This window comes from Arthrobacter sp. PGP41 (assembly GCF_002953935.1).
Taxonomy (GTDB): domain Bacteria; phylum Actinomycetota; class Actinomycetes; order Actinomycetales; family Micrococcaceae; genus Arthrobacter.
Map to the genome: position 1 here is coordinate 3,786,977 of NZ_CP026514.1, position 19,572 is coordinate 3,806,548.

General features: G+C 62.0%; 12 protein-coding genes. 4 read left to right on the forward strand and 8 right to left on the reverse strand.

Going from position 1 to position 19,572, the window contains the following annotated elements:
• Positions 1-3 precede the first annotated feature (3 nt).
• Entirely contained in the window at positions 4-879 is an 876-nt protein-coding gene (locus tag C3B78_RS17350; protein ID WP_104999165.1) for a glycerophosphodiester phosphodiesterase, read from the reverse strand.
• A 1,024-nt stretch (positions 880-1,903) separates the two neighbouring features.
• Between C3B78_RS17350 and C3B78_RS17360 the strand changes: the two genes are divergently transcribed.
• Positions 1,904-2,599: a hypothetical protein gene (locus tag C3B78_RS17360; RefSeq protein WP_158677284.1), complete on the forward strand. Its 696-nt coding sequence runs from the start codon at positions 1,904-1,906 to the stop codon at positions 2,597-2,599.
• 257 nt (positions 2,600-2,856) lie between these two features.
• Here the strand turns inward: C3B78_RS17360 and C3B78_RS17365 are convergent, their stop codons facing one another.
• From C3B78_RS17365 to C3B78_RS17380, 4 genes are all read right to left on the reverse strand, one after another.
• Positions 2,857-5,070, reverse strand: a complete 2,214-nt coding sequence (locus C3B78_RS17365; protein WP_104999168.1) for an AAA family ATPase — start codon at positions 5,068-5,070, stop codon at positions 2,857-2,859.
• Positions 5,071-5,661: 591 nt separating this feature from the next.
• The gene (locus C3B78_RS17370) at positions 5,662-6,636 is read right to left on the reverse strand and encodes a hypothetical protein (RefSeq protein WP_158677285.1); all 975 of its coding nucleotides are present in this window, start codon (positions 6,634-6,636) and stop codon (positions 5,662-5,664) included.
• A gap of 565 nt (positions 6,637-7,201) precedes the next feature.
• Positions 7,202-9,220: an ABC transporter ATP-binding protein gene (locus tag C3B78_RS17375; protein WP_104999170.1), complete on the reverse strand. Its 2,019-nt coding sequence runs from the start codon at positions 9,218-9,220 to the stop codon at positions 7,202-7,204.
• Positions 9,217-10,950, reverse strand: a complete 1,734-nt coding sequence (locus tag C3B78_RS17380; RefSeq protein WP_104999171.1) for an ABC transporter ATP-binding protein — start codon at positions 10,948-10,950, stop codon at positions 9,217-9,219. Before C3B78_RS17380 ends, C3B78_RS17375 begins: the two co-directional genes overlap by 4 nt.
• A 239-nt stretch (positions 10,951-11,189) precedes the next feature.
• Between C3B78_RS17380 and C3B78_RS17385 the strand changes: the two genes are divergently transcribed.
• The 3 genes from C3B78_RS17385 to C3B78_RS17395 all read left to right on the forward strand — a co-directional run bounded on the left by C3B78_RS17385 (position 11,190) and on the right by C3B78_RS17395 (position 15,919).
• Entirely contained in the window at positions 11,190-13,679 is a 2,490-nt protein-coding gene (locus tag C3B78_RS17385) for a PEP/pyruvate-binding domain-containing protein (RefSeq protein WP_199775277.1), read from the forward strand.
• A complete protein-coding gene (locus tag C3B78_RS17390; protein ID WP_104999173.1) occupies positions 13,676-14,302 on the forward strand; it encodes a TetR/AcrR family transcriptional regulator in 627 nt (208 codons plus the stop codon). The genes C3B78_RS17385 and C3B78_RS17390 overlap by 4 nt, the downstream gene beginning before the upstream one ends.
• A 213-nt stretch (positions 14,303-14,515) precedes the next feature.
• On the forward strand, positions 14,516-15,919 hold the full coding sequence (locus C3B78_RS17395) for an MFS transporter (protein ID WP_104999174.1): 1,404 nt from the start codon (positions 14,516-14,518) through the stop codon (positions 15,917-15,919).
• 145 nt (positions 15,920-16,064) lie between these two features.
• On the opposite strand, the gene arfA is transcribed toward C3B78_RS17395, so the two are convergent.
• The 3 genes from arfA to C3B78_RS17410 are packed head-to-tail and all read right to left on the reverse strand — an operon-like array spanning position 16,065 to position 19,535.
• The gene (gene arfA, locus C3B78_RS17400; RefSeq protein WP_104999175.1) at positions 16,065-17,618 is read right to left on the reverse strand and encodes an arabinosylfuranosidase ArfA; all 1,554 of its coding nucleotides are present in this window, start codon (positions 17,616-17,618) and stop codon (positions 16,065-16,067) included.
• Between the two features lie 46 nt (positions 17,619-17,664).
• On the reverse strand, positions 17,665-18,594 hold the full coding sequence (locus C3B78_RS17405; protein ID WP_104999176.1) for a carbohydrate ABC transporter permease: 930 nt from the start codon (positions 18,592-18,594) through the stop codon (positions 17,665-17,667).
• Entirely contained in the window at positions 18,594-19,535 is a 942-nt protein-coding gene (locus C3B78_RS17410) for a carbohydrate ABC transporter permease (RefSeq protein WP_104999177.1), read from the reverse strand. Before C3B78_RS17410 ends, C3B78_RS17405 begins: the two co-directional genes overlap by 1 nt.
• Between the last annotated feature and the right edge of the window lie 37 nt (positions 19,536-19,572).

The following is a 19,572-nucleotide window of genomic DNA, read 5'->3' on the forward strand; positions in this document are numbered from 1 at the left end:
CTCCTAGAGGATCTCGCGCAGCACCTGGGGGTAGTTGGTGATGACCCCGTCGACGCCCCAGTTGATGGCGCGGCGCATGTCCTGGCCGCCGTTCACGGTCCAGGTGTATGTCTTCAGCCCGTAACGGTGGATCATTTCCACGGTGCCCTGAGTCATGTTGCCGAGGGCCGGGTTGGCGGCCTCCGCCCAGGTGGCGGCATCGGCGAGCTGCGCCTCGGACGGTGCGCCGCCGAAGAGCAGGCCCACGGGTACGTCCACCGCGAGCGTGTCGAAGGCGCGCAGCCACAGGTGGTTGAAGGACTGCATCATCAGCCGGCCGTGCCGCTGGGCGTAAATGAATTCGGGAAGGGCCTGCAGTTCCCTGTCAACATCGGTCTCGATGCCCGGGTAGAGCTCGGGTGACTTGACCTCCAGCAGCATGCCGGCCTTTTGGCCCACTGCCTGCGCCCACTCTGCAAGGGTCGGCACCCGCTGGCCGGCGAACTCGGGCGCGAACCATGAGCCGGCGTCGAGCTGCTTGATCTCGGCGAGGGTGAAGTCGCGGACGTTCCACGGCGCCCGGTCGGGGAAGACCTGCTCGACGTCGGTGGTGCGGGCCAGCGTGAGGTCGTGAACGACTACCAGGGCGCCGTCGGCGGTGCGATGGATGTCGTTCTCCACCACGTCTGCGCCCTGCTTAAGGGCGAGCTGCACGGCGGCGACGGTGTTCTCCGGGGCTGCCCCGCTCGAACCCCTGTGGGCGATGACCTGGACGCCTGAATTAGCCTTGTCCTGGAACGTGCTCTGGGCGGCCTGCGCGGCCGGTGCGATTAGCCCACTGAGGGTGGCGATAACGGCCAAACCCGTGACGATGCCTAGCCCGCGTTCTTTACGGCGCATGAATAGCCTCTTTCTGTTTCCAAACCGGCCTGTGCAGGTTTCTCCACCTACGCTCTCGAAACCCTGTGGACTCAAATCGAACCGCCCATGACCGGCAGGTGAACTGTGCCGCACAGCTGCCGCGTTCAGCTTTGCTATGACGGTTGGCAGGGCTGAGTGGACGACGGCGGGACCTCCCGCCGTCGTCCACTTCCGGTTGTCAGGCGTCGGTCAGGGCAGAACCGCAAAGAGCAAGCGGACGACGGCGAGTCCCTCCCACCCACATTTTGCTTGATTTTAGTGCCGCGCCCGATAGCGCCGATCAGCCGCCGTCGGACGCGAGGATGCCATGACGTTGATGCCGTCATCGCTGAGGAGGAAGATGACGCACGCGGCCGCCGGGCCGCAACGGCAGGGCGCAAGCGTCGGCGCCCCGAGGCGCTCCCATAAAATGCATCCGCAGTTGGTCAAAACAGCGGTGCTAGCTGGACCTGGAGCCATGACGCTGAAGCGCGGGGCTTTAGCGTCATGGCTGAACCCCTACCCCAAGGAGCACGCGCTTCAGTGATCGTGATTGGGCGGTTCCGCTCCCCTTGGTCGCTTAGGTAATGAAAGCAGCAATCGCCACCGTGGCTGCGAGAGCCAGACAGCGCCGATAAAGTGTTCCGGTGAAATACGAAAGCACCAACACAAATACGTCCTCTACCAAGCCCCTGGCTTGGCGACATACTCTGGTCTTGACGCTTACAGGCCTCGCGGTTTTCACCGTCGCAGTGCTGCCTAACGAAACGTGGTCTTCAGCGTGGGGCAACTTCTTTGGTGCAGCTGCTGTTGCAATCGGCGGATTGCTTGCAACTCTTCACGCTTATGACGTTGGAAAAAAGGAAACTGGGGCAGCATCTTGGGCCTTTATTGTCGTAGGTGGCTTCGCCATTGCCGGCGCTTCGTTGCAATCCGCGTTAGCACCACCCTGCTGCTAACCGACTAATTCGCACTGATTCAGGTCATTCACCACTGCTGGGCTCTGAGCCATTACGATCAATGGATGAGCAATCCTGCCGGCCAACTTCGGGAGCTATTCGAAGCTTGGAGCCAACCTAACGATAAGTCCCCTTATGAGGCCCGCGAGTTTCACTCAAACCCTGCTGTTGCGTTTCAGCGACACGAAACAGCCATCCGGGCCCTTGCGGACATCTCTCGGGCGCTCGACGCGTTGGAAGCCGAAGGCCACAAAGTGACTCACTATCGCCGGTCGATGCAGCTGTTCATCACAGCACTACTGCACTACCCCCATTCCTGGGTGGAACAGGGAAAGCTGCCACAAACCCTCACGCCTCACATGTTTGACATGCTTGAGGCCTTGGAAGGGTTCCTCGATAGCAATCAGCCAAGGCTTAGTCACTCGGGCCGGGCCAGCATCGAGGAACTGCTAGATGATGTCACACTGGCTCTTGAGGATGACGACGAGCTGACCGAGCTGCTCCGCGAACACGTCGCCCGCGTAGTGCAGACGCTAAGGAGCTGCCTCGAGGACTTTGGAGTCACTGGTAAGGCTGACTTGAGGATGGGCCTCTACGACCTCTGGGTCTCCCTTTACGCTGCTTCCGGCGCGACCACAGGCGCAAATCAGTCGAAATGGAAGAACTTCGCAGAAAAGATGGGGTACCCCACGGCATCCAGTCTTCTGGGTTCACTCCCTGGCGTCGCCGTGTCAGTGCTTCAGCTCACAGGCGGCAACTGACCTCGAGTCCCGCTGGCCGCCTCAGCGGCTGAACGTCGGCTGCACGCTGCGCGGAACCGGCAGCGATATTAGAGATCAACCGAGGAAGTTCAGTCGACGTGTTACTCGCAATTGGCTAACCACACCACGCCAACGACACTGTGTTCGCGGCGTAAATGCCATCACGTCGCTTGACGCCCCACGACCCGCGGGTGCGGCAAAACGCTGTTTATGGTTGCCGATACGGCCTTCCGCTAGGGAAATCAAGGCCCTGGGGATTAGATTGCTTTTGCGATCTTCAAGGGCTGGCCTTCCGTTGGAACTTCTATCGCGTCTATGTCAGGGCCGCTTCGATCCCAACCATTGAAACGAACCAGCAGGGTTTTTGAACCTTCCCTTACCGGGCGCAGTTTTCGACAGAGAAGTGAAGCAAAAGCTTGGTCATGTGTAGTGACGAGCAGCTGGCGATGGGGCGTCACCTTACGCAGTAGGTCTACCAAGCCTAGAAGGTGAATATCATCCAGATTTTGTAAGGGATCATCGAGAATCATGGACTCGATAGCGCTCGAGGAAAAGCCCATATTGAAAGACATGAAAAGAGCTACAGCAAGCGCGTTTGCTTGCGATGTAGACAATGTTTTCCCCGGGTCGTCTATCGTGAGGCTAAGCTCCTCGTCACGGACAACGGGGTTTAGTCTATGTTTCCCATTGAACATACGCGTTGCCATTTCCACACTACGAAAAGTGGGATGAGGGTCGATTGCGGCGTAGAACTGGTCCAGGATTGGTTGCAGAGACGATATGCGACCGCCGACAAAGCTCTCTGAATCGCGCTTTAAAACCTTCAATAACGCGTCGGCCCTACTCCCAATCTGTTGCCGTGCAACCAATTCACGTTCTGCCTTGTGTAGCTGGACCTCTGCTTCAGCAATTTCTAGATCTAAGCGTGTTATGCGGCGCTGTGATTTGATCAGGGCAACTACCGGCTCGAAGCTTTGAGCCATCTGTTCAATGTCATCTAATTCGCTACGACGCTGCAAAAGCATCGAGTTCTCGCTGTTGATTTGCTGCAACACTTGCGCTGTAAGGGCTTCATCATCAGCATCGCGGGAGACAGTAACACCGAGTTCTGCGGCACGTTCCATCCGTCTCGAACGCGCTGACTGTGACGCTGCTTGCTTCTCTTGGTCCAGCAGCACCAAACGCTGCATCCGATGTTTCTTTTCCCGCGTGGCCCGCAGGGTAGTTTCGCAAGCTTCCAAAGCTTCTAGGGTTTTGCCGAGCGCCACAGTTCCGACCGTAGAATTAGACGACTCCACATACTGTCGAAGTCGGCCCTCAAGCGCCAAGGGGTCCACGGACTGACCGCAGGTTGGACAGGACTCACCCACATGGCGAAGCGCGATTTGGGCCAACGACGACAAATCGTCGCGCAATGACTTTTGTTGACTAACTTCAATTTGAATTTCATTTAGCTGCAGCTGAATCTGTTGCAACTTCTGTTCGGTGTGGAGTTGCTGCTCCTCGAACTTCCTAAGCTCCGTCTTGTTTAGCGCGATAGTTCGAGGCGAGGGAGAGTCGGGGAGGGGAACGCTAAATTCGGCTGCAAGGTTCCTCAACTCTCCCTCTTGGTGACGTAATTCGCGTTGTCGCAACGATATTGCAGAAAGTGTCGCATCCAGCGATGCTTCGGAGAGGTCCGGGGCCAAAGTTAGTGCATTGCCAGTAGCTTCCATGGCGCGCATCCACCACTTTTTCCACCTATTGGATACCTCGGAAGTTCTCGCCTGGGCAACTTCTTCGCGCAACGAGGTCCTCGCTTGGAGAAGCTCCAGAAGTTGATCACGTTGTTGCTGAAGATCGTTGCTTGACTTATTTGTAGATCGAACCCAAGCATTCTTTTCTGACTCAAATTGACTAACAAAGGAAGTTAACTTTCCCGCGCCCACCATTTGAGAAATCGAGGAGAAGCGCTCCACGTCACTTCTTTCGACCAGAAAGTCGCGAAGAGACTCCTGCTTCATGTAAATAGACTCAACAGCCGTATGCATAGCGGCTTCAAAATCATCACGAGAGTCAGCATTGGCTACGTTCACCTTGAGCCAATCCTCAGCTCGCGATCCACTCAAGATTGACTCGCCATCTTGAATTATCAAGGACCATTCGTTTCTGCGTGGGTCCAGTTCGTCAGGATTGACCAGCGTGCGACGGATGGTCTTTATCGAAGAAGCATTGTCACCAATGGTGAGGGCAACAGAAGTAGAGCCGGACCTGCTGTAGGCGTTGCGCGGGTCAGCGCCAGATGGGTGCTTCCCAGTCAGTACCCAAGATATAGCGTTGCAAATAGTAGTCTTGCCATGTCCATTCGACCCTGCGACGACAATGACATCGGCATCGAGCGGGACTTTCACTTGACCCGCAACCCCACCAAACCCCTCTATCTGTATCGCATTAAGCCTCAAGCGACTCACCCGCATTTCGATAGTAGTCATGTCGAAGAACTTCCATGGTAGGAATTCCGAGCTTATATGCAGTGACGGTCGCTTTCAGGTCACTTAGTAACTGGTCCGACTCCGCAGCCAGTCTTTGGGTTAGCGTTTCAAGGGGATCTTGGCTGTCGTCTGACCTGCGAAAACTTATGTCGACAACAGGGGCGAGAGCCCGCCTGATACTTTTCAGCACGCCATCGTTAGCGACCCCGGACTGCAGATCTTCGGCTGTGACAACTAGCTTCCTTAGTCGACGAGTGTCGAAACGGATTCTATGAAGCTCTCCAGCGAGGTGCGCGGGGACGGGTGCACCAGTAGTCAGAATTAGATATCCATCCCACGCCTTGGAGTCAGTTCCTAGGACATTGGAGCTAACGAGTTGGATCATGGAGTCCTGGGCGACCATCCAATTTTCCGCCAGGTCCTCGAAGCTCTCGTAGGTCCAGACACCAACGATGGTGTAAGGATCTTCGAAAGCTCTCGCTCCAGTTGGCCAGTCTTTATAATAAGATCGCGGAATCAAATGAGATCCAGAATTAATGAGTAAATAATCAATGCGATCTGAAAGAGTTTCGGAACTTATCTGCGCCCTTTTCATATTCCCAGCCTTTCACGCAGCTTATCGCCTTTACTGTCAAATGCGTGGCGGACTTCATCCACACCAAGCGGAAGAATAATGTCGGCACCGCGAATAAGGTCATTAGGGTCATCTCGCCCCAACAGATCATATGGTGTGGTGTCGAGTGACTGTCTGACACCCGCAACTAGGACATGACGAGGTCGCCTAGTCGGCGGGAGAGCCGTAGTTCTCTGTTCCAGCCGCGTCTGAAGCTGACTCCATGGTTGAATCCCGCCTCCGTGCACCGCGTACAGCCCCGTCCGCTGGCCTGAATCCTCAACGATCTCAGCCCGACCCGTCTCGCTGAACTCAATCGATGTGCCGCCTAATGCTGTCTGGACGTGCCCTAATCCCAAGACAAGGTCTGCAATCTGCTCGATTTGTATTTCGACGCCTTCAGGACAGTACGGCTTGCCATGCAGCAACCATGCTCCCCGCACCTTGCCTAAGGTCACCAGATCGAGCTCGGCCATGCCCTCAAGAGGCAGGTTGCCGAGCGACTCATCCCCATCGTCCAGACGCGTTGCTAAGTTCACTACACGGTCTTTAAGCCTGGCGAGTTGTTCTTGGGTTGCACGTTTCGCAAGCTGGCTCATGAAGGCACCCCAGTACATCGGAATGGCGGGTTGAACGTTGTCACCTAACGCATCGGCAAAGCTACTGTCCGGATTAGGATCTACGAGATAGAACTCCGATTTCGTTGCCTGTGCCACCCGGCTGACACTCTCAGTTAAGACTGCCGCCGGACTCCCTAAGCCCACAAATACCGTGATCGGAGCGGAGAGATTTGCACTAGCAACTACTTCCTCCCAATTACCCTTCCAGGCATCCTCTAAGTCAGATTTTCGAAGGACCCACGTTTCCTCGTCTGATTCGACGCTTCGGTGCAGGTATATCAGTGCACGCATTCCGCCGTTGTCGTGTTCCTCGGGGCCTTTGATGATTGCCACATCCTGCGGGACACCGAGCACTCCCAAGGCATTTTGCAGCGCTAGATCGTAGTTGAGCGTGATTATATGCCGCAGGGCCCCCTCCACTAGTAGGGCAGCAGCCAAGAAATGGCCATGGTTCGGACTTGCTGACCGCCAAGAGTCTTTCGGCAGTCGACTCGTGAGTTCACGTTGCGACCCTCCGCAAACCGAACTGACTGCATCGGCTAACTGCGACAGATCGCTTGGGTCTGAACAAGCATCTTGCTCAAGGACTCCATCTAAGACCAGCCTCCGAAAGGCCTCCTGTGAGTAAGCAGCACCAGTCTTCAACCCGGTGGGGAATTCGATGGATCCACCAGCTCCAACCACCAAAACCACTCCGCCGCCTCCGGATCTTGAGATCTGTTGAAGCAGTCGCGTCGGTAAAGCCATCTACATACCCCCACGGATATTTGTCCTGCTGCGTGTCGAAAGTTCACCTAAATCTGGGCTCAATTCTTGCATGGGCAAGGAGACTTTCGAGCTGAGACCGAAGGGAAAGGCGAGCATGAACTCAAGGCGGGGCCCTGACATCGCCGCACCCCTAAACCTCCGCCGCTGGAGCCGCAAACTGGGCTTCATACAACCGTGCATAGGCCCCGCCGGCGGCCAGCAGCGAAGCATGCGTCCCCTGCTCCACGATCTGGCCGGCTTCCATCACCAGGATGAGGTCGGCGTCACGGATCGTGGACAGGCGGTGCGCGATCACGAAGGAAGTCCGGTCGGACCGCAGTGCACTCATCGCCTTCTGCACCAGCACCTCGGTCCGGGTATCCACCGAAGACGTCGCCTCATCCAGGATCAGCACAGAGGGCCGCGCCAGGAACGCCCGCGCAATCGTCAGCAGCTGCTTCTCCCCCGCCGACACGTTGGCGCCCTCGTCGTCCAGCACGGTGTCATACCCGTCGGGCAGCGACCGCACGAACCGGTCCACGTACGTCGCCCGCGCCGCCTCAAGAATTTCGGCTTCAGTAGCCGAAGGCCGCCCGTACGCAATGTTGTCCCGGATGGTCCCGCCGAACAGCCACGTATCCTGCAGCACCATCCCCAGCCGCGAGCGCAGCTCGCGCCGCGGCACCGAGGTGACGTCCACGCCGTCGAGCGTTATCCGCCCCGCATCCAGCTCGTAGAACCGCATCATCAGGTTCACCAGCGTCGTCTTCCCCGCCCCGGTGGGCCCCACAATCGCCACCGTCTGCCCCGGCTCCGCCACCAAGGAAAGCCCGGAGATCAGCGGCTTGTCCGGCGAATACGAAAAGGACACCTCCTCGAACACCAGCCGCCCCCGCCCGAACACCGGCCCGGCAGACGGAGCCGGCTCCACAGACTCCTCAGATTCATCCAGCAGCTCAAACACCCGCTCCGCCGACGCCACCCCGGACTGCAGCACGTTCGCCATGGACCCCAGCTGAGCCAGCGGCATGGTGAACTGCCGCGAGTACTGGATAAACGCCTGCACGTCGCCCAGCTGCATCGCCCCGGACGCCACCTGCAGCCCGCCCACCACGGCAATCCCCACGTACACCAGGTTCCCGATGAACGTCATGGCCGGCATGATCAGCCCGGAAATGAACTGCGCCCCGAAACTCGCCTCATAAAGCTCCGCGTTCTTCTGCCGGAACCGCTCCTCCACCTCGCGCTGCCGGCCGAACACCTTCACCAGCGCATGCCCGGTGTACGTCTCCTCGATCTGCCCATTTAACTCACCTGTGTTCTTCCACTGCGCCACAAACAGCTTCTGCGACCGCTTGGCGATCAGCGCCGTGATCCCCAGCGTCAGCGGAATGGTCACCAGCGCGATCAGCGCCAGCGTGGGCGAAAGGATCACCATCATCACCAGTACGCCCAGCACCGTCAGCACGGACGTGACCGCCTGGCTGATGGTCTGCTGCAGGCTCTGGGAGATGTTGTCCACGTCGTTCGTCACCCGGCTGAGCAGCTCACCACGCTGGATCGAGTCAAAGTACCGCAGCGGCAGCCGGTGGATCTTCGCCTCGATCTCCCCGCGCAGCCCGAACACCGTCCGCTGCACCACCCCGTTCAGCACATACGCCTGCACCCACATAAACGCCGAGGACAGCACATACAGCACCAGCGCCCACGTCAGCACGTTCCCCAGCGCGGCGAAGTCGATCCCCTGCCCCGGCACCAGGTCCATGGCACTGAGCATGTCCGCGCGCTGCCCCTCCCCGGACGCCCGCAGCTGCGCGATCAGCTGCTCCTTGGTCAACCCGGCGGGCAGCTCCCGGGCCACCACCCCGGCGAAGATCAAGTTGGTGCCCTCCCCCAGCAGCCGCGGCCCGGTCACCGAAAACGCCACCCCGGCCACCGCCGTCACGAACACCAGCAGCAGCCACGCCCGCTCCGGCTGGAGCTTGCCGAGCAGCCGTTTGGCCGACGGCCAGAAGTTCATCGCCTTCTCCGCCGGGACGTTCATCCCCGCGAACGGCCCGCCGCGCCCCGGCCCGCCCATCGGACGGGGAATGCGCACGACGGCGGCGCCGCCGGTCGCAGAGGCGGGTGCGGCTTGGGTGCCGGCTGCGGGAGAGGGCTGGCGGCTCATACCGTCTCCTCCGCCGCGAGCTGGGACGAAACGATCTCGCGGTATGTCTCCGACGTCTCCAGCAGCTCACTGTGCGTTCCGCGCCCCACGATCCTGCCGCCGTCGAGCACTAAAATCTGGTCCGCGTCCACGATGCTGGAGACGCGCTGGGCGATGATCACCAGCGTGGCGCCGGCGGTGCTGCGCTTGAGTGCCTGGCGGAGCCGGGCGTCGGTGCCGGTGTCCAGCGAGGAGAACGAGTCGTCAAAGATGTACAGCTCGGGCCGCTTCACCAGGGCCCGGGCAATGGCCAGCCGCTGCCGCTGCCCGCCGGAAACGTTGGTGCCGCCCTGGCTGATGGGCCCGTCCAGCCCCTCGTCCATCCGCTCCACGAAGTCCCGCGCCTGGGCGATTTCCAGGGCGGTCCAGAGCTCGTCCTCGGTGGCGTTCGGCTTGCCGTAGAGCAGGTTGCTGCGCACGGTGCCGCTGAACAGGTAGGGCCGCTGCGGGACCAGGCCGATGTGCCCCCAGAGCAGGTCCGGGTGCAGCTCGCGCACGTCCACGCCGTCCATCCGGACCGAGCCGCTGGTGGCGTCGAACAGCCGGGGCATGAGGTTCACCAGGGTGGTCTTGCCGGACCCGGTGCTGCCGATGATCGCCGTCGTCTGCCCTGCCCTGGCGGTGAAGCTGATGCCGGAGAGGACGGGCTGGTCGGCACCCGGGTAGGCGAATCCGACGTCGCGCATTTCCAGCTCGCCGCGCCGGACCTCGCTGCTGAGCGGGCGGGCAGGCGGCCGGACGCTCGACTCGGTGCGCAGCACCTCGCCGATCCGGTCGGCCGAGACGGCCGCGCGCGGGATCATCACGGCCATGAACGTGGCCATCATGACGGACATCAGGATCTGGATCAGGTAGCTCAGGAACGCGATGAGCGTGCCCACCTGTATGGAGCCGTCCTGGATGCGGAACGAGCCGAACCAGATCACGGCCACGCTGGAGACGTTCAGCACCAGCATTACCACCGGGAACGCGAGGGCCATGAGCCGGCCGGCACGGAGGGCGGTGTCCGTGACGTCGTCGTTGGCCTGGGCGAAGCGCGCGGTCTCGATGTCCTCGCGGACGAACGCGCGGACCACGCGGATGCCGGTGAGCTGCTCGCGGAGGACGCGGTTCACGGTGTCGATCCGCTTCTGCATCTTGCGGAACAGCGGCACCATCCGGGCGGTAAGCAGGCCGACGGCGATGAGCAGCACCGGGACGGCGACGGCGATCAGCCAGGACAGCTGCACGTCCTGCCGCACGGCCATGATCACGCCGCCGATGCTGAGCATGGGCGCGGTGACCAGCATGGTGGCGGACATGAGGACCAGCTGCTGGACCTGCTGGACGTCGTTCGTGGACCGTGTGATCAGGCTTGGCGCGCCGAACTTGGTGACTTCCTGCTCGGAGAACTCCCCCACCCGTTTGAAGATCGCGCCCCGAAGGTCCCGGCCGACGCCCATGGCTGCCTTCGCCGCGAAGTACACCGCAATGACGGCGCAGACGATCTGCAGCAGGGTGATCGCCAGCATCACGCCGCCCAGGCTGAGGATGTAGCCGATGTTCGCCTTGGCCACACCCTCGTCGATGATGTCCGCGTTCAGGGTGGGCAGGTATAGGGACGCGATGGACTGCGCCAGCTGGAAAACCACGACGACGGCCAGCAGCGGCCGGTGCGGCCGCAGGTATTCAACAAGCAGCTTCCAGAGCATGGGCGGCTCCTGACACAGTGTCCACAAGAGGTGGTGCGAAGGTCAGTTTACGTCCGGAGGCTGGGAAGAGGGCCGGCTGTTGCTGGATAAACCGGCCGGTTCTCGGACAGCGTACGCGCCGCGACCGGAAGGTGCTCAGTGAATAAGGAACCCTTGCGGGCTCACGTTCAGGGCGCGTACGTTTAGAGAACGACAAGTTCTCTATATCCAGACCACCCTCCGTCCCCGAGGAGCCCCCGATGGCTGAGAAATTTACGGGTATGCTCGCCGACTTCGGCGCCGCTGACCTGGCCTCGGCTGGCGGAAAGGGCGCCAATCTCGGCGAACTCGTGCGGCAGGGTTTCCCCGTTCCAGCAGGCTTTGTGGTCACCACCGCCGCCTACGGCACCCTGATGGCAGACACCGGCCTGGGCGCCGAACTGGAAGGGTTACTGAAAGCCGGAGATGCCGGAGCACAAATCCGGGCATTGTTCGCCCAGGCCCGGATTCCGTCGCGCGTCATCGCTGACATCGCGGCAGCCTATGCCGCCCTGGGCGGCGGTCCGGTGGCGGTGCGATCCAGTGCCACCGCCGAAGACCTGCCGGGCGCCGCGTTTGCAGGGCAACAGGACACCTTCCTGAACGTTGTGGGCGAGCAGGCGGTGATCCGCGCCGTGGCGGACTGCTGGGCTTCGTTGTGGACGGAGCGCGCCGTCGCCTACCGGCAGCGACAGGGGATCGACCCGCGCGAGGTGTCCATCGCCGTCGTCGTCCAGGACATGGTGCCGGCGGACATCGCGGGGGTCCTGTTCAGCGCCAACCCGGTGACGGGCGAACGCAGTGAAATCGTGGTGGATGCCAGCCCCGGCCTGGGCGAGGCCGTGGTTTCCGGACGGGTCACGCCGGAGCACTACGTGCTGGACCGCGCTGGCCGGACCAGGTCGTACAGCCCGGGCGCCCACGAGGTGGTGATCCGGGCCCTTGCAGGAGGAGGCACGCAGGAGAGCGCCGGTACGGGCACCCGGCGGGCTGCCCTCGACACGGAACAGCTGGCGGAACTGGCGCGGCTGGCCGTGCGCGCCCAGGACCACTTCGGACGGCCGCAGGACATGGAATGGGCCGTCGCCGGCGGGCATGTGTACGTGCTCCAGGCGCGGCCGATGACGGCACTGCCGCCGCAGCCGCTGCGCCTTAACCCGTTCCAGCGGTTGATGGGCCCGTTCTTCGCCGAGATGTTCCAAGTCCGCCCCTATCCGCTGGACGTTTCTGGATGGATGCAGCGCGGCATCCTGGCGATGCTTCACGGCATGGCCGGAAGCGTCGGCGTTGTCTTCCCCGCGGTGGAGGAGTTGCTGCCGGAGGAGGACGGCGTGGTGGTCCGGCTGGTCCCGCCGGTTCCCCACCCGACGGTTCGCACGCTCGGCGCACCTGTTTCCGTGGCACGCCGTGCCCGCCGGTTCAATCCAGCCCTGTGGACGCAGGACAGCAGGTTCACCACGTACCTGGCGGACATCCGGCGGCTTAACGCGCAGGACCCCAGGGCCTTGACCTGGAAAGGGGTCATCGGGCTCGCGGAGGAAACCTTCGCCGCGATGCGCGGGATCACCGAGCTGCGGATCTCGTACCTGCCGGGAGCCTTTGTTCCCCAGCTGAAGCTGCGCCTGCTGCTCCTGCTGCTGGGCAAGAGGCACCTAGGCTCGGCACTCATCGCCGGCGCGGAAACCCGCACCAGCCAGGCCAACCGCGCACTGGAGGAGCTGGCCGATTACGTCCGGTCCCAGGGCGAGCTGGCCCGGGCCTTCACGGAGTTGGAACCGCGGGGCCTGCTCTCCCGCGTGGAGCACCACCCGGATTTCCAGGAGTTCAGCACACGCTTCCAGGCCTTCCTGTCCGAATACGGACACCGCGAAACCGTCAGCGTGGTGCTGAGCAGTACGCCAACCTGGTCCGATGCCCCCGAGGTGGTTCTCGGGCTGATCAGGTCAATGACGGGTGAGCGGCGGCAGGCTGCAGACCAGACAGGCCAGGCGCTCGAGGAGCTAAAACGTCATCCCGCCCTGCGGATCGCGGCCCTGCGGCGGCACCTGCTGTCCGCCGTCGGCGCCGCAAAGGCCGGGACCGCCTTCCGCGAGGACAGCCACTTCTACGCCACCATGGTGCTGCCGCCGCTCCGGCGCGCGCTGTCGGAACTGGGCCGGCGGCTGTCCGACGGCGGGGTGCTGGCTGATGCGGCCGAGGTCCAGCACCTGCGCTTTGAGGAACTGGCAGGAATGGACGACGGCGGCGCGCTGCCGGTTGCCGAGAGGGAACGCTACCGCCGGCTGGTGCTGGCCAGGGCCGCGAAACGCCGGGAACTGGAGGGCATCCCGCTGCTGGATCCGGCACTGTTCGCACACAAACGCCCGGCGCCCGGGACGCTGGTGTCCGGCATGCCCGCCAGCCGCGGCCAGGCAACCGGAAGGGTAAGGATCATTCGGAGGCCGGACGAATTCGGACTGCTCCGCAGCGGCGAGGTCTTGGTCTGCCCCTACACCAACCCATCCTGGACTCCGCTGTTCCAGCGTGCGGCCGCCGTCGTGGTTGACGCCGGCGGGATCGCATCCCATGCAGCCATCGTCGCCCGGGAGTACGGGATCCCCGCCGTCATGGCCACCGGGTCGGGGACCCGTGACCTGCAGACCGGCCAGCTGGTCCTTGTGGACGGCACCCGCGGACAGGTCACGGCGGCTGTTGCGGAGCCGTCGTCGTGACCGCCGGGGCGCGCCCGGACCATCGGAAGCTGCCGCGCCGCCGCGGCGCGGCCCTGAACAGCGCGATCTTCGACGCCGTCCTGGCCGAGATCGCCGAATCCGGCTACACTGCGCTGACCATGGACCGGGTAGCCGAACGCGCGCGCGCCAGCAAAGCCTCGCTCTACCGCCGGTGGTCCGGACGCGCAGCCCTGGTATTGGACGCCGCCTACGCGTCGATGCATGGCCCGGACGCGGTCCCGGATACCGGCAGCCTGCGCCTGGATACGTTGACCGTCATGCGGCAGGCTGCCCGGCTGCTGGAGGGGACGGTTGGGCAGGCAGTCCGCGGGGTGCTGGGTGAGGCCCTGCAGAACCCCGACGTTGCCGCCGAAGTCCGGGTGTTCACGCACGGCAACGCCAGCAGGATGATGCATGAAATCCTTGCCAACGCCGTCAAACGCGGCGAGTGCGATCCGGCCCTCGTGAGCGATTTGAAGATCGAGGCCGGCCCCGCCCTGCTGCGGCACCGGTTCATCTTCGGCTCCGGACCTATTGAAGATGAGTTCCTGGTGGGGATTGTGGACGAAGTGGTGCTGCCGCTGTTCGGGGTTGACCCGAAGGACAACTCCGCGGGCACCTGAGACTGTTGGGCGGGAGCGTCACCTTGGAATAGGCCAGGCCTTCCGCATAATGCTTTTCGGTGCCCGCATTGACGTAACCCACGTCACCAGCCTATCCTTGATGAAACGATTCAAGGGAAAGGGCTTTCCAGTCACAACCCTTCAAGGTCCCCGTCGACCATCCGGAACAATAGTTCCGGTTCCTTGCCAATGACGACGAAGGAATTCACCAGAATGAGCAGCAACCCCGGGGAAACCCGCCCTATCCCGGAAGCCGGCGTTGGCCAGCGGGACCCGAAGAAAGCCGCGATGAGCGGCTGGATCGGGAGCGCACTCGAATACTACGACTTCGCACTGTACTCGCTGGCAGCGACGCTCATCTTCCCCGCCATCTTCTTCCCCACCGAGAACCCGACCGTGGGGATCATCGCCTCGCTCGCCACCTACGCGGTGGGCTACGTCTCCCGCCCGGTTGGCGCGGTGGTACTGGGAGCATACGGTGACCGGCACGGCCGCAAGCAGGTGCTCGTCTTCGCCATGCTGCTGATGGGCTTCGCCACCTTCGCCGTCGGGCTCCTGCCCACGTACGGGCAGGCGGGCATCCTGGCGCCGATCCTGCTGGTGATCCTCCGCCTCATCCAGGGCTTCGCCGTCGCAGGAGAACTGGGCGGCGCCAGCGCGATGATCGTGGAGCACTCCCCCGATGCCAGGCGCGGCTTCTTCGCAAGCTTCAGCCTGCAGGGCACCCAGGTGGGCTCCATCCTGGCCACCGCCGTGCTGCTCCCGCTTGCCGCCATCCTCCCCGCCGACCAGTTCCAGGCCTGGGGCTGGCGCATCCCGTTCCTGCTCAGCGCCTTCGTGATCCTGGCCGGCTACGTAATCCGCCGCCGCGTGCAGGAGCCGCCGGCGTATGCGGCGCAGTCCCAGGCCGGCAAGGCCAAGCAGCGGTTCCCCCTCGTTGACTTGGTCCGCAGCTATCCCTGGGTCCTGGTCCGTTGCATCCTGATGACGTTCACCAACGTGATCGGCATGGCAACGCTCATCTTCGGCGTCTCCTACGCCACCCAGAAGGGCTACGGCAACGGCTTCTCCAGCAGCGACTTCCTGTGGGTGACCCTCGTGGCCAACATCGCCGCCGTCGTCACCATTCCGCTGTTCGGTGCACTCTCCGACAAGATCGGCCGGCGGATGCTGATGGTCGCGGGCGGCCTGGGCGGCGGCGCACTGGCCGGCGGCTACCTCTGGGCCATTGAACAGGGAAGCCTGGCGCTGGTCTTCGTCTGCATCGTCATTGTGCAGGGCCTCTTCTTCCAAATGTGGAACGCCACCTTCGCCACGTTCTTCCAGGAGCAGTTCCCCATGCGGATCCGTGTGACCGGCTTCGCGGTGTCGCAGAACGTGGGCCTCATGATCGCATCATTCTTCCCAAGCATCTTCACCGCAGTCGCTCCCCCGGGATCCACCAACGTCCCCTTGGTCATCGGGCTGACCACGCTGGGTATCTGCGCCGTCGCAGCGCTCGCTGCCCTCCTGTCCCCCGACACCAAGGGCAAATCGCTCGACGACCTCGAGACCCGCAAGAACGAAATTGAAGCGTCAGAGCCGGCTCTTGCCCGTGAAAGCGTGGCGGCGGGGTAACTGATGCCGCCCTGGTGCGGGCTAACGCGCGTGGCACCAAGAACCAAGCGGTCGACGGCGGGACTTTCCCGCCGTCGGCCTCTTTCGTTAAGAACGTCCTCGACGTCTTCAGCAGGATTATCAGGGACGTGGTGAGCCGGGAAAGTTATGCCTTTGGCTTACTCAGCGCCACCGCTGTCCAGGAGACAGGCGGCAGCGTCACTGTGAGGACGCCGTTGGCCAAACTCGCAGTTGGGTTCGACTTGAGCCTCACACGGTCCGGGACGTCCTTCGTGTTCCTTGCGTATACGTCAGGATCAGAAATCATGTGTGATTCCAGTAGCGAGAGATTGCCGAGCGCTCCCACATTCACGGTGACCGTAATCTCCTCAGCGAGCGAACGGTTGACGAGGAACACCGCGGCACGTCCGCCCTCGGCATCATGTGTGGCCACGGCATCCACCAACGGCACACTGCCGAGTTCTTCAGTGCTGTACTGGCCGCTCTCCACCCGGACGTCAAGGGCGACGCCGGCAGCGAGCCTGGAGGTGACAGCGAACGGATAGTAGGTGGTTTGCCGCCACGCTGGACCGCCAGGTTCGGTGGTGATAGGTGCGATGACGTTCACGAGCATCGACATGGAGGCGGACGTGACGCGGTCTGCGTGCCGAAGCAGGGAAATAAGCAGACCACCAACCACCACGGCATCGGCCACCGAGTAGACGTCTTCGGCAAGCCGTGGGGCCTCCGGCCAATCGTTGCCCTCGATCTCATCGGTCCGGTAGAACCGGTCCGCCTGGCGCGGAAACTGCCGGAGATTATCGCCGAGGTACCAGACGTTCCATTCATCGAAGGAGATGTTGAGCGTCTTTTCGCTGCGCTTGGCGGCTTTGACGTAATCAGCAGTTGCAATGACAGTGTCGAGGTACCGGTCCATCTTCACGGGTGCGGCCAGGAAGGATCCGAGGTCGCCGTTCTTCTCCTCGTAGTAGCCGTGGCAGGAAATGTAGTCCACGTCGTCGTACGTGTGCTCAAGGACCACACGGTCCCAATACGGAAAGGTCGGCATCGTCGGGTGCGAGGAGCCGGATGCGACGAGTTCGACCTGGGGGTCCAACTGCCGGAGTGCTTTGGCCGTGCGTGAGGCCTTCTTTGCGTAGTCATCAGCCGGTGAGTGCCCGAGCTGCCACGGGCCGTCCATCTCGTTGCCGAGGTACCACATTTTGATGCCGAAGGGACTCGTCCGTCCGTTTGCGATCCGCTCGTCAGCCAGGGTGGACCCCTTGGGGATGTTTGCGTACTCGACCACCTGGAGGCTGTCCCTAGTGTCCGCGGTGCCAAGGTTGACCGCATACATGAGCTCGCCGTCCACCTTCTGCACCCAGGAAGCGAATTCGTGCAGACCTACCTGGTTCGTCTCGGTGGCCCGCCATGCCAGGCTGAGCCGGCGGGGCCGCTGGTCCTTCGGACCGATGCCATCCCTCCAGTGGAAGCCCGAAACGAAGTTGCCGCCCGGGTAACGGATGCCGGTCACGCCGAGTTCCTTGACGAGCTCGATGACGTCCTGCCGGAAGCCTTCCTCATCCGCGGTGGGATGTTCAGGCTCGTATATCCCGGTATAAACGGCGCGCCCCATATGCTCAATGAACGAGCCGAAGAGCCTGCGGTTGATGGGGCCGACCACGAAGCTTGGATCGGCAGTCACACGTGCGGTGGGCACTTTGCTCCTTCAATGTTGGTGCCGGGACGTTCCAGCGGTGCGGGCGCTACTTGAGGCTGCCGACGGACAGCCCGCCCTGCCAGTACTTCTGCAGCATCAGGAAGGCAATGATGAGCGGTATTACAGAGATCAGCGATCCGCTCGTTACCAGGTTCCAGATGAGGCTGTTTGCGGTGGCGGAGTTCGACTGAACCTGCCAGGCATTGAGCCCCACGGTGACGGGAAGCAATGTGGGATCCGAAATCATCGCGAGCGGCAGGAAGTAGTTGTTCCATCCGCCAACCACCGAGAGCAGCAGCACGGTCACCACCGCAGGACGCATCAGCGGCAGCGCAATCGTGGCAAACGTCCTGAACTCCCCGGAGCCGTCCACGCGGGCAGCATCGAGCAGTTCGTCCGGAATTGCATCCTGGACGTAGACGCGCATCAGGTACACGCCGAACGGGCTCAGCAACGACGGGAGGATCACCGCCCAGATTGTGTTCGTGAGGCCAAGGTTGTTGAACAGCACGTACGTCGGAATGACAAGTGCCGTCGCCGGAACCATCACGGACGCCAGGAGAATCATGAAGCTGACGGCGCGGCCCCGGAAGCGGTATTTAGCAAAGGCATAACCCGCCAGTACGGCGAGAATCGTGGCCCCGACCCCTCCGGCCATCGCGTAAAGGAACGAGTTTCCGAGCCAGCGCAGGTAGATGCCGTTGTTGTATGTCACCAGCTGGGCAATGTTGTCGAACAGGGCAAAGTCGCGATCGAACCAAAGCGGCCCTCCCGTTCCGGCAAACAGCCCCTGCGTGCTTTTGGTTCCCGCAACGATCAGCCACCACATCGGAAGGAGGAAATAGAGGGAGACGGCAGCGAGAAGTATGTGCGTGCCGACCGACTTGCCGTGCCGCCCCGTGCCGGGTTTCCCGCCTTTCTTCCGGGAGCTCGTTGGGGGTGCCTGGTCGAGGAGTAGTGCAGGTGAAGTTGTCATCAGCGGAGTCCGCTCTTTTTGCGAGTGGCGATCAGGAAAATGATGGAGGCGAGGAAGACCATCAGTCCAAGCGCGAAGGAGATGGCCGACGCGTAGTTGAACTGCTGATAGGAGAACGCCAGGTTGTAGGCGTACAGGTTCGGGGTGTAGGCAGCGTCAATGGCATTGCCGGCAAGGGGTGCGAGAACCTGCGGTTCGGTAAAGAACTGTAGCGTCCCGATCAGCGCGAAAACTATTGTCAACACGAGCGAGGAAGCAATGATCGGAACCTTGATTTGCAGGGCGGTCTGCAGCTTGGAGGCGCCATCGATCCGCGCCGCTTCATAGATGGACGAGTCGATGGACTGCAGCGAAGCGTAAATGATGATCATGTAGTAGCCCGTCCACTGCCACGTCACGATATTGGTCAAGGACCAGAAGATGGAATCCCGGCTGAGAAGGTCCGGTGCCTGCACGTTCAGGAAATCGAAGAACGACACCAACGGTCCGAAGGAGGGGCTGTACAGGAAGCCCCACATCAGGGCGCCAATCACTCCGGGGATAGCGTACGGCGCAAAAATCAGCAGCCGGGTGAAACGTGAGAACCGGGTTTTGACTTCATCGAGGAGGAGGGCGAAGATGAGCGCCAGCCCGATTTGCAGTGGCACGAAGACGAGCGCAAATGCCCCTACCCGCGCCATTCCCGACAGGAAGCGTTGGTCCTTAAAGGCGGCGATGTAGTTCGTCAGCCCCGCGAACTTCTCGCCCGCCGCAAGGGTGTTGGTATGCAGGCTCATCCAGAACGCGTAGACGAGCGGCAGGACGAGGAATACCAAAAACACAATGGCAAAGGGGGCCAGAAACACCCAGCCGAACCTCGCGTGTTTTCGTTCCAGGGTGACTCCCCTTTTGAGAACGGCAGGGGGGCGGGCTGGAGTCTGAAGTTGAGGGGTGGTGGACATCGGTCACTTCCTTGGGACGCAAAATGGGAGGACTTTC